Below are 15,739 nucleotides of genomic sequence, written 5' to 3' on the forward strand. Positions count from 1 at the left end.
TAGTGCCGGCCGCTGGCCGGCACCTCGCATCCTGTTGATACGAGCAATGCCGGCCAGCGGCCGGCACTACCGCAGGGCGGTCAACCGCCCTGCTTTGCCGCGTACTCCTGCGCCTGGCGCATCACCCGCAGCAGGTTGCCACCCCAGATGCCGGCAATCTGCTTCTCGGTATAGCCCTTGCGCAGCAGCCACGCGGTGATCTTCGGCAGCTGGCTGACATCGGGCAGGTCGCTCAGGCCACCGCCGCCATCCCAGTCCAGGCCGATGCCCACATGTTCCGGGCCGACCACCTTGAGGATGTGCTCGAAGTGGGCGAAGAAGTCGTCCAGGCTGGCGTGGCGCACCGGGTGCTCGTGGTCCAGCGCCTGCTCGGCCTTCAGCAGGGCAACACCCTGCTCGATGCCCATGCCTTCCCAGCCGCCCATCTGCTTGCTCAGCGCTTCTTCGGCCTGCTTGCGCTCGGGCGTCTTCGCCGTGTCGATCAGGTAGCCGCCATAGGCGTTCACCTGGATCACGCCGCCGGCCTTGGCCAGCTTGCGCAGGCGCGCATCGTCGAGATTGCGCGGGTGGTCGTAGACCGCCTTGGCCGAGCTGTGCGACAGCACGAACGGCACCGGCATCATCGCCAGCAGGTCGTCGAACACCGCGTCCGAGGCATGCGACTGATCGATCACGATGCCCAGCTTCACCGCCTGCCGCACCAGCTCCTTGCCGGCCGGGCTCAGGCCCTTCCACTCTCCGCCCTTGGGATCGGTGGCCGAATCGGCGAACTCGTTGTTGGCGAAGTGCACGGTGCTGAGCAGGCGCAGGCCGGCGCGGTGATAGAACGAAAGCAGGCTGGGGTCGGCCACCAGCGGGCTGGCGTTTTCCATGCTGATGTAGACCACGCGCTTGCCGGCAGCCTTGATCCGCGCTGCGTCATCGGCGGTCAGTGCCAGCGCGAAGCGCTCGGGATTGGCCGCCAGCATCTCGCGGATTTCCATCAGTCGCTGCAGGCCGTGGTCACGCTCGGCCAGATGGGCGGTGGCGGTCCGGTCGCCCTGGTCGGTGTAGATCGCCCAGAAACCGCCGTCCAGCGCGCCTTCGACCATGCGCGGGTAATCGACCTGCGAAAGGGCGTTGCGGTCGTGGCGTTGCTCGATGTCGAAACCGCTGCGACCAAAGTTGGCCGGCGTATCCAGGTGGCTGTCGAGGGTGACCAGCCGCTGCTGCAGTGCTTTGGCGCGGGCCAGCTCCTGCGCGCTGAACTCGATGGCATGGGCGGACAACGGGGCGCACAGCGCCAGGGTAAGCAACAGAGACAGGCGACGCAGCGATGGCATGGACTCTCACCGGCAAGGAGAAGAACCCGACCATAGCGCTGTGTCGGCAACCACCGGTAGTGCCGGGGGACCCCGCGCACTCCATTACACTCGGCGGCAGCCGCTATCGATGACGGCAGCCCACCGGCTGCGTCGCCCCTGAAACGGAATTCCGATGTCCCATTCCGCCCCGCCCCCCCTTCCTACCGCAAACCCTGCGCCTGACAGTACGCCGCTCAGCGTCGAACAGCTCAAGCGCGATGTGCTGCCGGTCCTGTTCGCCGGGCGCATCGACATCGGTCGCTATGGCCCGGCCGAACTGGCCAGCGCCAGTGCGGAGCCTGCCTGGCAGGATGGCAGCGCCAACGCGCTGGCCAAGGCATTGGCTGAGCTGGTCAGCCGCCTCTCCGAACACGACCCCAACGCATTGCTGGAACGTGCCAGCTGGTGGGATCGGTTCACCGGTGCCGATATCGAGCGGCGGCTTCGCCGGCGCATCGCGCTGGGCGGCAACGGCGACGTGCTGTCCGAGATCGAGCACCAGGCGGCAGCGGTGCGCAGCAGCGTCGACCGCTTGAATGCGCAACTCGACGAGCATGATGCACAGGGTGCACGCCTGCAGATCTACATCGATGCGGGGGTGCAGTTCCTGCAGGAACTGCCAGCAGACAACGGCGCCGTGGACGATCCGCTGGTGCTGGACCGCCCCGTGGAACGTCTGCAGCGGCGCGTGGCCAACCTGACCGCGCTGCTGGCCAGCCACTCGATGAGCCGCATCCAGGTGCAGCTGGCACGCAACCACGCCATTGAACTGCTCGACCGCTACTGCGAGACCGTGCAGATCCTTGTGCCGATCTGGCGCCAGACCATCCAGTCGCTGCAGAACAGCGACAACGCCAGCCCGCAGATGGTCGCGCGTGCGGCACAGGCCCAGGACCAGCTGAAACAGGCCCTGCAGCAGCTGCTTCGTGCTTCCGGAGAACCCGCATGATCACGTCCCGGCCCGATCCACTGAAGGTGCCAGCAGAGCTGCAGCAGCGGGTCGAAGCGGTTTCCGGCCTGCGCGCGCTGTATCGCCGGGGTTCGTTCGCACGCACCCTGGGCCTGGCCTGTTTCGCGGTGCTGCCGCCGGTCGGGCTGCTGGCGATGATCTGCCTGGAGGGGTTGACCGGCCGGCCACCATCGGCACACGTGCCGAGCGGCTACGGCAATGATCCATCGTCGCTGGCTCTCTCGCTGGTGGCCTACCTGATCATCGTGGGTGGATTCCTGACCTGGATGGGCTTCGGGCTGCGCAATGTGCTGCTCAACCGGGGTGTCCGCCAGTTCACCTTCTCCTTCCTGATCGGCGGCTTGGTCCTGGTGGGCATGCTGGGCGCCAGTGGCATCACCAGCCCCGACTTCAGCCGCTCGGAGGCAGCGCTGGGCGATGGTGTGCCCCTGCAGATCGACAAACTCCGGGCACTCGTGGAGGATCCCCGGTTCTCCGGATTCAGCCCGCAATGGCAGGGCTATCTGGAGGCGCAGCTTGCCTTGGGCAGGCCCTCGCGGCCGTTGAACAGCATCGGCCAGGCAATTGCCCGCGGAGAGGATATCGGCATCGCGATTCCCACGGCGATGCGCGCGCGCTTTGAAACCAAGGCCGGGGTTCCCCACTCGGAACGCAGCCAGCGTTGGCTGCATGCACATCGGCTGCAGATGGCGTTGCTGGATCTCTTCGGGACCGTGGCGGCCTGGTCGCTGCTGCTGCTCGTGGTACTGGGCATCGGCCTGACCACACTGGGCTACCACGTGCGCGGCCGGGCCCGGGTGATCAACGGCCTGCTGCAGCAACTTCAGCAGCCGCCCCCGCAGGCCAGCGCACAACCGTGAGGTGCTGCCGGCCAGCGACCGGCAACACCGAAGCCCTGGATCAATCCACCACGCGGCAGAACACGGCCTTCAGGTAACGCGATTCCTGCACATGGGCCATGAACGGATGGTCCGGACCGGCGCCGGCCACCTTCAGGATCTGGATGGTGCGGCCGGAGAAATAGGCCGCGCGGCGCAGCATGTCGAGGAACTGGTCCTCGGCCACCAGGCCGGTGCAGGAGAACGTGGCGAACAGGCCACCGGGCTTGACCACGCCCAGCGCCAGTTTGTTCATGTCCAGGTACTTCTTCAGCGCGGTGATCACCTGGTCGCGGTCGCGGGTCATCTTCGCCGGATCCAGGATCACCACGTCGTACTGCTCGCCGCGGTTGGCGGCATCGCGCAGCCACGGGAAGATGTCGGACTGGACGAACTTCGGGCGCACGTTGTTCAAGCGCGAATTGCCCTTGGCGATCTGGATGACGTCTTCATCGATGTCGATGCCGACCACTTCCGAAGCGCCACGCGCAGCCGCATACACGGCGAAACCGCCGGTGTTGCAGCACAGGTCCAGCACGCTCTTGCCTTCCACCTGCTGGCTCAGCCACTCGCGGTTCTCGCGCTGGTCGGCGAAGAAGCCGGTCTTGTGCGCACCGGCCGGGTCGGCGCGGAACTTGATGCCGTACTCGGTGATCACCGACGCTTCGGTGGTGGTGTTGCCGTGGAAGTCGAAACTTTCCTGCTTCTGCACGTGCTCGTCGGCGAAGCTGTGGAAGCGGCAACCCGGGAACTGCTCGCGCAGGGCGTCATAGATCCACTCGCGATGGCGGAACATGCCGGCGGCGAAGAACTCGACCACCACCAGGTCGCCGTAGCGGTCGACCACCAGGCCGGACAGGCCGTCGCCTTCGCTGTGCACCACGCGCCAGGCATCGGACACCGCATCGAGCTTGAGCACCTCACGGCGCAGCGACACCGCCTGGGCGATCTTGCGCGAGAACCAGCCGGCATCGACCGGCACGTTCTGATCGGTTTCGAGGATGCGCACGGCGATGCGCGAGTGCCCGTTGTAGAACCCGCGGCCAATGAACTCACCATCGATGCCGACCACGTCAACGATGGAACCGGGCTTGGGCCGGACGGTCGGCTTCTCGACCAGTTTCTGGAAGATCCACGGGTGGCTGGAACGCCACGCATTCTTGAGGCGGACAATCGGAAGGGGGGTATTCATCCACCTATTGTAAACCGGCCGCCGGGGTCGGATCCCCGCAGGGGCTCTGGCCCCGGCCGGCATGCCAACCAAGGTTGGCATCTACCAGAGCGGGGACCCCGGTTGCCCGGCCATTTGACGGCGGCCCGCCCAGACGGCAGAATCGGCGCCAGAAGGGGAGTAGCTCCCAGACGTTGTCGCCGTCATTTCGAGCCCGCAGGCTCCGGTGCAACGGCAGTTCCAGCCGACTGGGACTGCGAGCGAGACCTTCGCCGTACTGGCGAAGCTCTGTCCCTGGATCCCCCTCCCGATCCTCCGTTGCAGATCCTCGCCGTCCGGCCTGGCATTCATCTTTCCAACGGACATTCCCAATGCAGACGATCGGTAACGTGTGGTTGTGGGGCGGCTTCGCAGCGGTGGTGGTCATCGCCCTGCTGGTCGACCTCGTGTTGATGCGCCATGGTGGACCGCACAAGGTCACCTTCAAGGAGGCCCTGTGGTGGTCGATCGGCTGGGTCGCGCTGGCCCTGCTGTTCAATGCCGGCCTCTGGTACTACCTGAATGAGACCGCCGGCCAGGTGGTGGCCAACAAGGTCGGCCTCGAATTCCTGACCGGTTACCTGGTCGAGAAGGCGCTGGCGGTCGACAACATCTTTGTCTTCCTGATGATCATGAGCTACTTCGCGGTGCCGGAGGAGCAGCGCCAGAAGGTGCTGATCATCGGCATCCTGGGTGCGATCGTGCTGCGTACGATCATGATCTTCGCCGGTAGCGTGCTGATCAGCCAGTTCCATTGGCTGCTCTACGTGTTTGGTGCCTTCCTGCTGTTCACCGGCTGGAAGATGTGGTTCGCCGCCGGCCAGGAGCCGGACCTGGAAACCAACCCGGCGCTGCGTTGGATGCGCAAGCACCTGCGCCTGCTGCCGGACTACGCCGGCAACGCGCTGAGCGTAAAGCGCGATGGCGTGCGCTGGTTCACCCCGCTGTTTGCGGTGCTGATCCTGATCGCGGTCACCGACGTGATCTTCGCGGTGGACAGCATCCCGGCGATCTTCGCGATCACCACCGACCCGTTCATCGTGCTCACCTCCAACGTGTTCGCGGTGCTGGGCCTGCGCGCGATGTTCTTCCTGCTGGCCGGCATGGCCGACCGTTTCCACCTGTTGCCGTACGGGCTGGCACTGGTGCTGGGCTTCATCGGCATCAAGATGATGATCATCGACCTGTTCAAGATCCCGACCCCGGTGTCGCTGGGCGTGGTGGCGGTGATCATTGCCGCCACCGTGGTGCTGAGCCTGAAGTACCCGCCGAAGGAAGGCGAAGGCCAGGCCTGAGCCTGACCCGTTGAACGGTGCGGCCGGTGGGATTGTCCCGCCGGCCGCGCCCACTCTCCCGCAGCGGTGGCCTTGGTTTCGCGCCAGTCACCGCCATTGCTGAGGTATGGACAACAACGCGCCCCTGCCCGCCGGCGACGTGCCGGCCCCCCGCAATGACCGCTCGCGCATCCTGCGGGCGTTCAATGTCAGCCTGGCCGCCGTGCTGGTGCTGGTGGCCGTGTTCGCCCTGCAGGGCACCTTCGACTGGCGGCCGTGGGCGGTCGCACCGCTGGAAGCCAAGGGCCTGCTTGGCCTGATCGGTGGCCCGATGCTGCATGCCTCGGTCGAGCACATCGCCGCCAACAGCATCGCCATCCTGATCCTGGGCACCCTGGCCGGCAGCGTGTATCCGAAAGCCACCGTACGCGCGCTGCCCCTGCTATGGCTGGGCTCGGGCCTTGGTGCGTGGATGCTGGGCAACCCCGGCAGCGTGCACCTGGGCGCCAGTGGCGTGACCCATGGCCTGATGTTCCTGCTGGCCAGCCTGGGCCTGCTGCGCCGCGACCGCGCGGCAATCGCCACCGGCCTGATCGGCATGCTGTTCTACGGCGGCATGCTGATGACCATCCTGCCGCACGCCGACGGCGTGTCCTGGCAGTCGCACATGGGCGGCGCCTTCGCCGGCATCATCGCCGCGCTGCTGTTCCGCAACGCCGACCCGCTGCCGCCGCGCCAGCGCTACAGCTGGGAAGACGAAGAGGACGAAGTCGAGCCGCTGGCCGACGACGAGCTGGAACCGCCGTCACCGCAGCGCGTGCCGGTGCTGTGGCAGCCGCGCGAAGGCCAGGACTACGTGGTGATCCCGTTCCGCCGCCCGGACGACCCGCGCGGTTGAAGTGACGGTAGTGCCGGCCGCTGGCCGGCAACCTCATGAACCTTCGTTGGCAATCATTGCCTTGCCGGCCAGCGGCCGGCACTACCGGGAAAATCAATTCCCCGCCGCGCCCATCCCATCCACCGCCTGCCGGCCCAGCGCCGGGTCATCGGTGAAGAACGCATCGATGCCGGTGGCCAGGTAGGCACGCATTTCGGCGATCGATCCCTCGGCATTGCGCGCGTTGTCAGCCCCCTTGCGCAGGTTGCTGGCCTGGAAATGGTTCTCCGGGCGGAACGTGTACGGAATCACCATCAGCCCCACTGCATGCGCATCGCGCACCAGCGAGGTCGGCGTACCCAGTGCGCCCTTGGCGTCCAGCGGAATGATCGAGCGCAGCTCCGGACCGATGCTGTCGGCGTAGCCGGCAATGTCCTTCAGCCCGGCCGGGGTCATCATCTGCGCGTAGGTCAGCGTGCCACCGGCCTTGGCGATGTCGGCCGGCCGGGTATCGCCCTTCCACAGCAGCTGCAGCAGGCGGATGTTGCTGCCACGCGGGATCTTGCCACGCAGGTAGCGCAGGTTGGCGGTCTCGAACGACTGGATGGTGATTGGGCCGACGTTGGTATAGGCGTTGCCACGCAGCGCTGCCAGCAACTTGTCTTCCATCGGCAGGCCGATCGACTGGAAGTAGGTCGGGTGCTTGATCTCCGGCACCAGGCCGATGCCGCGGTTGGCACGGCCCGCCTGCTGGACAAGGAATGCGAGGATCTCGTCCAGGCTGGCGATGCGGAACTGGCCGTCATAGGCGGTGCTGCGCAGTTCCGGCAGGCGCTCGCGCGCGTACAGGGTCTTCAGCTCGGCCAGGGTGAAGTCTTCGGTGAACCAGCCGTCGACCTTCTGCCCGTCGATGACCTTGCTGGTGCGGCGACTGGCGAATTCCGGATGCGAGGCCACATCAGTGGTGCCGCTGATCTCGTTCTCGTGACGGGCCACCATCACCCCGTCCCTGGTCATCACCAAGTCCGGCTCGATGTAGTCAGCGCCATCGGCGATCGCCTGCGCATAGGCCGCCAGGGTGTGCTCGGGCAGCAACGCGCTCGCCCCACGATGGCCGTAGACGGACACCTTGTGCGCGGCCGGGGAGGAGGATTCAGCACTCATGGCCACCGATGGTGCCACGGCCAGCGACAACAGCAACGCACAACCCCACGACTTCACTGCGACTTCCCCAAGCGGTATGTGATGGGCGTCAGTATGAGGCGGCAATGTGACAGGTGGGGGAAGCCTGCATCTGTAGATGCCGAGCCCATGCTCAGCTGACTGGAAGAACAGCCGAGCATGGGCTCGGCTCTACAGTTACTTCCCGATGCAGAAGCTGGAGAAGATCCGTCCCAGCAGGTCATCGGCGCTCATCTGCCCGGTGATCTCGCCCAGCGCGTCATGCGCCAGCCGCAGCTCCTCGGCGGCCAGTTCCAGGTGTTCGTGCGCCAGCTCGCCATCGGCGCGCTGTGCGTGTTCCTGTGCGCGTTCGATCGCATCCACGTGGCGGGTGCGTGCGGAGAACTCGCCGTCCACCTGCTCGCCCGCCCCGGCCGAGGCAATCGAGCGCAGGCGCGCATGCAGGTCCTCCAAGCCGGCGCCGGTGGCGGCCGAAACGAACACGCGGTCCGGGTCGCCCGGCGCAGGCAACGCATCCAGCAGGTCCGACTTGTTGTGGATGTAGACCTTGTGCGGCACCGCCGCCACGGCATTCCCCAGCGCGGCTTCACCGGCCGCCGGATCGCGCGCGTCCAGCACGATCAGCGCCAGGTCGGTGCGCTCGATTTCCACGTGGGCGCGCCGCATGCCTTCGCGCTCGATGGCGTCGCCGCCGTCGCGCAGTCCCGCGGTGTCGACCAGGGTCAGTTCCAGGCCATCCAGGCGGATGGTTTCGCGCAACGTATCGCGGGTGGTGCCGGCGATGTCGGTGACGATGGCGCGTTCGCTGCCGGCCAGCGCATTGAGCAGTGAACTCTTGCCGGCGTTCGGCGGACCGATCAGCACCGCATGCAGGCCATCGCGCAGGCGACGGCCGCGTTCGGCATCGCGGCGCAGAATGGCCAGATCGCTGCGCGCCTGTTCCAGCCCACGCCGCACCTGCGCGCCACCGAGGGTATCCAGCGGTTCGTCAGCGAAGTCGATGGCCGCTTCCACATGGATGCGCAGCAGCACCAGCTGTTCGACCACGGCCTCGATGCGGCGCGAGAACACGCCATCCAGCGAGCGGCGTGCCGCGCGTGCGGCGCGGTTGTCGCCGGCGGCGATCAGGTCGGCGATGGCCTCGGCCTGGGCCAGGTCGAGCTTGCCGTTGAGGAACGCGCGTTCGCTGAACTCACCCGGCCGTGCCTGGCGGGCGCCCAGCGCGATGCAGCGCGCGACCAGTTGCTGCAGCAGCACCGGGCTGCCATGGCCCTGCAGTTCCACCACTTCCTCACCGGTGAAGCTGTTCGGTGCCGGGAACCACAGCACGATGCCATCGTCGATGACCTCGCCGTCGGCTTCGCGCAGCCGCGCATAGTGCGCGTGGCGCGGGCGCAGCGCGGGCGCGCCCAGCGCGTTGGCGATCACCGCGGCGCGCGGGCCGGACAGGCGCAGCAGGCCGACACCGCCAGCGCCCGGCGCACTGGCAATCGCCACGATGGTGTCGGTGCGGATCGCGTCGTTCATGGCTCAGAGCTTCTCCAGCTGCGCGCGCGCCTGCGCCGCACCACTGCCCTGTGGCTGCAGCGCCAGGTAAGTGGTGTAGGCCTGCTTCGCCTTGGGCTTGTCGCCCGCGTTGAAGTAGGCATCGCCCAGATTCAGATAGGCCACGGCGCGCGAGGGATCGATCTTCAGCGTGTTCTCCAGCCAGCGTGCGGCTTCGGCGTAGCGCTGCTGGCGGTAATAGACGAAGCCGAGGTTGTTGGCAGCCTGGGCGAAGTCCGGACGCAGCTTCAGCGCCTCTGTGAACTGCGCCACCGCCTCGTCGTACTGCTTCTCGCGGTACAGCTGCAGGCCGCGGTCATTGGCCTGCTGCGCGCGCTGGCGATCCGACGCCGGGCCCGCAGTGGGCACCACCAGCTTGGCCTTGCCGCCCTGCAGGTCGGCCACCGTCACCGGCGCCTGGCTGCCCTTGGCTTCGCTGGCGGCTTCGACCTTGTTGTTCAGTGCGATCGCATCGGCGGTCAGCTGGCGCGTATCGGCATTGAGGAACTCCTGGCTGTCCGGCACCTGGAACACGAACTCCCCGCCCTGCGAACCGGGCAGGCTGCCGAAGGCCGGCGTCTGGTGCGAAACGGCCGAGACGGCCGGCGCCACGTAGGCGGCCAGTTCGGTACCCGTGATCAGGCCATCGCCGTTGAGGTCGCCTTTGCCGGCCAGCGCCTGCAGCAGTACCCACGTAAACACCGAATGGCCATTGGGGCCGGCGTCGGCCACCTGCTGGTCGGCGCCGCCGGCGGTCAGCATCTGGCGCGCGCTGCGGCGGGCGTTCTCGCGCAGGAACGACGACGACGACGGGCCGCCACGGGTCAGGCCCAGGCCGCTGTAGCAGGCATCCATCACGAACATCACATGCTTGGCCTGCATGCTCTCGGCGATGTTCTGGATGTCGGTCATCGCGATGGCATCGGTAGCGAATTCCTTCGGGTCCGAATCAACCGGGATGATGTAGCCGAGGTCGCGCCCGGAGGCGAGCTGGCGGGTAGCACCATGGCCGGCGAAGAACACGAACACGCGGTCGTTCTTTCCCGTGCGGTCATCGGCCAGGCGGTCGTGGAAGGCGGCCAGGATGTTGTTGCGGGTGGCCTGCTCGTTCTTCAGCACGATCACCTGCGAGGACGGGAAGCCGAACTGCCCGGTCAATGTGTCGGCCACTGCCTGCGCGTCATGGCTGGCGTATTCCAGCTTCGGCCACTTGGCGTAGTTGTCGATGCCGACCACGATTGCCCACGACTTCTCGTAGCCGGTGGTTACGGTGGCGGCACCGGTGTCGCCCTTGCGCGCGCGGGCAACGGTGAAGTCGCGGCCGTTCCAGCCTGCGAACTGGTAGCCATCGGCAATCAGGCGGTCGAGGATCTGCGGCAACGCCTTCACCGCACGATCGTGGATGTCGTGGAACAGGATGATGCCGCGCTGTTCCTTGTTCACCTGGTCGAGCACGCGCTGCACGATCGACTCCGGCACCGGATCGGCCCAGTCCATCGAGTCGATGTTCCACATGATCGATTTCAGCCCCGCCTCGTTGAGCAGCTGCAGGCCTTCGGCGTTGCGCGCGCCATAGGGGAAGCGGAACAGCGGTGCACGCTTGCTGTCGACATCCTTCAGCAGCGTGTCGGTATCCAGCACCTGCTGGCGCAGCGCATCACCGGTGGTGCGCGAGAGCTGGGCGTGGGTCAGGCTGTGGTTGCCCACCGCATAGCCCTCCTCCATCAGATTGCGACTGATCTTCGCCATCGGGCCGAGACTGACCTTGCCATCGGCTTCCACCTTGCCCAGGTTGCGGCCCACTTCGAAGAACACGCCCGGCACGTCGTAGCGCTTGAGGATGGCCACCACTTCATCGGTATAGGCCTTGTGCGGGCCATCGTCGAAGGTCAGCACCACGGTCTTGGCCGGCAGGTCGCGGCCGAAGATCTCGCGGTCGCTGTCCTTCATCGACATCGGGTACGGCTCGATCACGCCGTAGTCGCGCAGGATCGCCTCGCGGCTGTAGTCCTTGTGCAGGTGGGCGATGTAGTCGTCCCACTTCTCACGCTTCAACTCGATGGCGCGGGTGCGCTCGAAGCGGCTGAAGATGCGGGTCAGTTCCTGGTTGTAGTTGCGCTCGATCTCATCAAGCGCCTCCAGGTCCTCACCGATGCGCTGGTGCAGCTTCACCGCCGGCAGCGACGAATCGGTGCCGACCCGTTCATGCAGGTCACGCAGCACTTCGCGGAAGGCCAGGCGGTCGGCGTCGAACAGTTCCGGCGCCGACTCGATGTAGTCCAGCACGGTGCCGAGGGTGGCGAAGCGCTGCGGACTGGAGCCGCGCAGCAGCGTGTCGAACTGCGCGGCGATGGCCGTGCGCTGTTCCAGGCCATCGTGGAACAGCTGCTGGCCCACGCGCGTGGAGGTACCGCGGTCGGCAGCCGACTGCTGTTCCTCGTCGGCCAGCAGCACGATGATGCGGCGGTAGCCGTCGAGCTGCTTCTGCAGCGCGGCCAGCAAAGGTGCAGCGGCAGGATCGGCGGCGGACGCGGCCTGCGCGCTGGGCTGGGTGACCGTGGTCGCCGGCGCCTTCGCGTCCTTGTCGCCGCAGCCGGCAACAACCAGCGTCAACAACAGCGAAGGCAGGAACAGGCGGAACGACGACGCACGCGGCATGGTGGACTCGAAGGTGGGAGGAACGATGTGCAGGCGATTCTAACGCCGCATGCGAAAAGCCCGCCTTGCGGCGGGCTTCTCGCGTCGATCGGGGCGGTAGAGTCGACTGTCAGTCGACTGCTCGTCCGCCAGTCGACTAACTGTGTAAACCCACTACGTTGTTCAGCGGCACTCTGGAGATAGGTGGCTGGCCGCCGATCGCCATATGGGGACGGTGCCAGTTGTAGTGGTGCAGCCATTGGCTCAACACGGAATTGCGCTGGTCCGAGGATGCGTACTCGCAGGCGTAAGCCCACTCGCGCAGGCTGGTCTGGATGAAGCGCTCGGCTTTGCCATTGGTCCGCGGCGTGTAGGGCTTGGTTCTGATGTGCTTGATCCCAAGGGATTTGAGCAGCTTGGCAAAGGCGGTGGAGCGATAGCAGGCACCGTTGTCGGTCAGGATCCGCTTGAAGGTGATTCCCAGGCTGGCGTAGTACTCCAGAGCGCCCAGCAACGCCTGGCAGGCGGTTTCGCCCTGTTCGTTGGGGTGGACGCTGCTGAAGGCGACCCGGGAGTGATCGTCAATGGCCACGTGGACGTAGCCCCAGCCACCGCCAGCGGTATTTCCCCGGCGTTTGGCATCGGTTCTGTGCCCTGGCCGCTGGAAGTTGCCCAGCTTCTTGATGTCCAGGTGCAGCAGCCCTCCGGGCTGATCGTATTCGTATCGGATGACCTCCTTGGGCGGATCAAGCCGACACAGCCGATTGAGGCCGTGGGCGCGCATCAGCCTTGAAATCGTACTGTGGCCGACCCCCAGCGCCTTGGAGATGGTCAGGTAGGTCTGCCGCTTACGGCGATGCTCCTTGATCTGCTCGACTACCGGAGCAGGTGTGGCATGCGGCGTCTGGTGAGGCCGTGAGCTGCGGTTTTCCAGCCCCGGTGCCCCGAACTGGCGGAATCGGGCCAGCCACTTGTAGGCCGTACGCACACTTACGCCACACGCTTGAGCTGCTTCTTCCGGGCGTAAGCCCTCGTGGAGGATACGGTGGACCAGAAGCGCTCGACTAAACGTCGTCAAACGGGCATTTTTATGATTGTTCATCCGGGCTCTTTGGGGGCTGGAACGGTGTGGTAACCACCATTTTCCAAAGATGCCCCGGATGAACAACGTACAGAGAGATCACAACTAACAGTCGACTCTACAGGTCGGAATTACTTCTTTTTGACCGGGGCCGGAGCGGTGGTGGCCGGGACCGGCTCGCCGCCATGGCGCTTGGTCATCCACCACTGCTGCAGCAGGCCCAGGCCGCCGTTGACCACCCAGTACAGGACCAGGCCGGACGGCATGAAGGCCATCATCACGCCGAACACCAGCGGCATGAACTGCATCATCTTCTGCTGCATCGGGTCCATGCCCGGTGCCGGGGTCAGCTTCTGGGTGAACCACATCACTGCCACGTTGATGACCGGCAGGATGAAGTACGGGTCGCGCGCGGTCAGGTCCTGGATCCAGCCGAACCAGGGCGCCTGGCGCAGTTCGACCGATTCCACCAGCACCCAGTACAGGGCGAAGAAGATCGGCATCTGGATGAGGATCGGCAGGCAGCCGCCCATCGGATTGATCTTTTCCTTCTTGTACAGCTCCATCATCGCGGTCTGGAACTTCTGGCGGTCGTCGCCATAGCGTTCCTTCAGCTGCGCGATGCGCGGCTGGAAGCGGCGCATCTTGGCACCGCTCTTGTACTGGGTTGCCGACAGCGGATACAGCACCAGCTTCAGCAGCACCACCAGGCCGACGATCGCCCAGCCCCAGTTGCCGACCAGCTTGTGCACCTGGTTCAGCACCCAGAACAGGCCCTGGCCGATCACCGCCATCATCGAGAAGCGGCTGTAGTCGACCACGCGGTCCAGGCCCGGCACGTCTTCCTTGGCGATCAGGTTGACCAGCTTCGGGCCGACCCACAGGCGCGCTTCGGTGCTTGTGGACTGGCCCGGGGCCACGGTGAAGGCCGGGCCACGCGCTTCGATCAGGTCACGACCAGCCACCTGCGACAGCACGTAGTGCGCGGTCTGGTCCTTCTGCGGGATCCAGGCGGTGAAGAAGTGGTGCTGCAGCATCGCCAGCCAGCCGCCGGTGATGTTCTGGTTCAGCGTGCCGTCTTCCAGGTAGTCCTTGAACGCACGACGCTGGTACTTCTTGTCGTTGTCGTACCAGGTGGCACCGTTGAAGCTGAAGGAATCCGGGTTGGTCATGCTCCGCGACAGGATGGTCGGGGTGCGGTCCAGGGTGCGGTAGACGTAGCCGTTCCAGGGCGCGGTGCCAGCGTTGCTGACTTCGTCCTTGAAGCGCACGGCGTACTCGTTGCGCGAGACGGTCAGGGTGCGCTTGATGGTCACGCCGCTGTCGGCAGTCCACACGAACGGGATCTGCAGCTCGTTCTGGCCCTTGGCCAGCACGAAGTCCTTGGTGTCACCCACCAGCTTGAAGCCGTCGGCGCCGGGGACCGGGGTGTTCTTGTCTTCGCTGGCCCAGCCACTGATCGCGCTGTACGGGTGGGCGGGGTCTTCGGTCAGCAGGCGGACCGGCGGGCTGCCTTCGTCCTTGGTCTGCGGGAACTGCAGCAGCTCGGCGTCGAGCACGCGGCCGCCGTCGAGCACCAGGCGCAGCACGTCGGTGGTGACGGTCACGCGCTGGCTGGCCGGGGTAGCGCTGGCCTGGGCCTGTGCGGCGGCCTGGCCGGGGGCGCCCGGCACCTGGGCGCTGGGGATGGCGCCGGGGTTCGCGCCCGGAACACTCTGTGCGGCGGCCGGGGCCGACGTGGTGGTTGGTGCCGGGGTCGGAGCAGCCTTTTCACGGCTCCACTCCATCCACAGCAGCACGGCCACCATCAGCCAGGCAAAAATGAGGAATACGCGGGTCTGGTTCATCAGCGGACAGGCTCGGCGGGGCCGGGACGCGATGCCGGCTCGGTCAAAGAAGGAGTTGCGATGCCATCAGGCGGCGGCATTGTGCCGTCCACGCCCGGCGTGGGCAATGCACGCAGGCGACGCAGCAGGCGCAGGAAGGCCTGGCGGATCTCGTCGTTGCTGGCGGAACGCGCAGCACTACGAGCCACGACGACAAAGTCGCCTGGCTGGATGTCGGTACGTGTCTGACGCAGGATGTCGCGCAGGACGCGCTTGATCCGGTTACGCCCGACGGCGTTCGGATCAACCTTGCGGGAAACCGCCAGACCCAGCCTGGCCGGCCGGTCAGCCGGCAGCCAGTGCAGGGTCATCAGCGGATCGGACACACGGCGGGCGCCGTTGAAGACCGTTGAGTATTCGGCACGCGTGCGAACCCGCGCAGAGCGAGGGAATCGCTTGCGCGGGTCTGCAGTATTCACTGTCGAAGGGATTGCGTCTGCCGCGGGGTGCGGCATGGCAATCAGGCGCTCAGGACTTTGCGGCCCTTGGCGCGGCGACGCGACAGGATCTTGCGGCCGTCAGCGGTCTTCATACGGGCACGGAAGCCGTGGTCGCGCTTACGCTTGAGGTTGCTGGGCTGGTAGGTGCGCTTCGTGGCCATTGGGGGCCTCTCGTATGAATGGGACGGAAAGAACCGGAAATTCTAGAGAGGTACCCAGCCCCAAGTCAACCCCTGGCAGCTACGCGAATTCACCGGGCTGTGCAATAGCTGTGGATGTTTTTGTGAATAAGTAGGGGACAAGCATTCCGAAGGCGGGCGCTCGGTGGTAGTCTGAGCCATCCATTTCCCCCCTTTCAGGCCTGTGTTTGGGCGCCTTGTCGCGTCCATGCCCCGGCCACCGGACGATTATTGCTG

13 protein-coding genes are annotated in these 15,739 nt (G+C 66.1%); 4 read left to right on the forward strand and 9 right to left on the reverse strand.

The features are described 5' to 3' along the window. Positions 1 to 80: 80 nt before the first annotated feature. On the reverse strand, positions 81 to 1,322 hold the full coding sequence (locus tag ACZK29_RS21880) for a dipeptidase (protein WP_478446502.1): 1,242 nt from the start codon (positions 1,320 to 1,322) through the stop codon (positions 81 to 83). 154 nt (positions 1,323 to 1,476) lie between these two features. On the opposite strand from ACZK29_RS21880, the gene ACZK29_RS21885 reads away from it, so the two are divergent. Then, on the forward strand, positions 1,477 to 2,292 hold the full coding sequence (locus tag ACZK29_RS21885; RefSeq protein ID WP_478448673.1) for a protein klaA: 816 nt from the start codon (positions 1,477 to 1,479) through the stop codon (positions 2,290 to 2,292). Then, positions 2,289 to 3,173, forward strand: coding sequence for a hypothetical protein (locus ACZK29_RS21890; protein WP_111205246.1), 885 nt, complete (start codon positions 2,289 to 2,291; stop codon positions 3,171 to 3,173). The genes ACZK29_RS21885 and ACZK29_RS21890 overlap by 4 nt, the downstream gene beginning before the upstream one ends. Positions 3,174 to 3,213: 40 nt before the next feature. On the opposite strand, the gene ACZK29_RS21895 is transcribed toward ACZK29_RS21890, so the two are convergent. After that, entirely contained in the window at positions 3,214 to 4,383 is a 1,170-nt protein-coding gene (locus ACZK29_RS21895; protein ID WP_010487449.1) for a class I SAM-dependent rRNA methyltransferase, read from the reverse strand. A gap of 350 nt (positions 4,384 to 4,733) precedes the next feature. Here ACZK29_RS21895 and ACZK29_RS21900 point away from each other — a divergent pair, with 350 nt between their 5' ends. Together ACZK29_RS21900 and ACZK29_RS21905 are read left to right on the forward strand one after the other, a co-directional pair. Then, positions 4,734 to 5,696 (forward strand): TerC family protein, encoded by a 963-nt coding sequence (locus ACZK29_RS21900; protein ID WP_010487446.1) that lies wholly within the window; start codon positions 4,734 to 4,736, stop codon positions 5,694 to 5,696. A 106-nt stretch (positions 5,697 to 5,802) separates the two neighbouring features. Then, the gene (locus ACZK29_RS21905) at positions 5,803 to 6,573 is read left to right on the forward strand and encodes a rhomboid family intramembrane serine protease (RefSeq protein ID WP_164147281.1); all 771 of its coding nucleotides are present in this window, start codon (positions 5,803 to 5,805) and stop codon (positions 6,571 to 6,573) included. Between the two features lie 93 nt (positions 6,574 to 6,666). On the opposite strand, the gene ACZK29_RS21910 is transcribed toward ACZK29_RS21905, so the two are convergent. The 7 genes from ACZK29_RS21910 to rpmH form a co-directional block, all read right to left on the reverse strand. Then, on the reverse strand, positions 6,667 to 7,773 hold the full coding sequence (locus tag ACZK29_RS21910; RefSeq protein WP_111205244.1) for a glycerophosphodiester phosphodiesterase: 1,107 nt from the start codon (positions 7,771 to 7,773) through the stop codon (positions 6,667 to 6,669). A 138-nt stretch (positions 7,774 to 7,911) separates the two neighbouring features. Further along, positions 7,912 to 9,261, reverse strand: a complete 1,350-nt coding sequence (gene mnmE, locus ACZK29_RS21915) for a tRNA uridine-5-carboxymethylaminomethyl(34) synthesis GTPase MnmE (protein WP_111205243.1) — start codon at positions 9,259 to 9,261, stop codon at positions 7,912 to 7,914. Between the two features lie 3 nt (positions 9,262 to 9,264). After that, positions 9,265 to 11,937 carry a polysaccharide deacetylase family protein gene (locus tag ACZK29_RS21920; RefSeq protein WP_478446504.1) on the reverse strand — a complete coding sequence of 891 codons (2,673 nt, stop codon included), beginning with the start codon at positions 11,935 to 11,937 and terminating at the stop codon, positions 9,265 to 9,267. Positions 11,938 to 12,073: 136 nt separating this feature from the next. Beyond that, positions 12,074 to 13,018: an IS481-like element ISStma3 family transposase gene (locus tag ACZK29_RS21925; protein ID WP_111202610.1), complete on the reverse strand. Its 945-nt coding sequence runs from the start codon at positions 13,016 to 13,018 to the stop codon at positions 12,074 to 12,076. Positions 13,019 to 13,128: 110 nt separating this feature from the next. Continuing rightward, the gene (gene yidC / locus ACZK29_RS21930) at positions 13,129 to 14,844 is read right to left on the reverse strand and encodes a membrane protein insertase YidC (RefSeq protein ID WP_049402912.1); all 1,716 of its coding nucleotides are present in this window, start codon (positions 14,842 to 14,844) and stop codon (positions 13,129 to 13,131) included. Beyond that, positions 14,844 to 15,338 (reverse strand): ribonuclease P protein component, encoded by a 495-nt coding sequence (gene rnpA / locus ACZK29_RS21935; RefSeq protein ID WP_005411728.1) that lies wholly within the window; start codon positions 15,336 to 15,338, stop codon positions 14,844 to 14,846. Before rnpA ends, yidC begins: the two co-directional genes overlap by 1 nt. Positions 15,339 to 15,343: 5 nt before the next feature. Then, complete coding sequence (gene rpmH, locus ACZK29_RS21940) at positions 15,344 to 15,484, reverse strand: 50S ribosomal protein L34 (protein ID WP_005411729.1); 141 nt, start codon at positions 15,482 to 15,484, stop codon at positions 15,344 to 15,346. Between the last annotated feature and the right edge of the window lie 255 nt (positions 15,485 to 15,739).

This window comes from Stenotrophomonas sp. 89682_Sma (assembly GCF_056481405.1).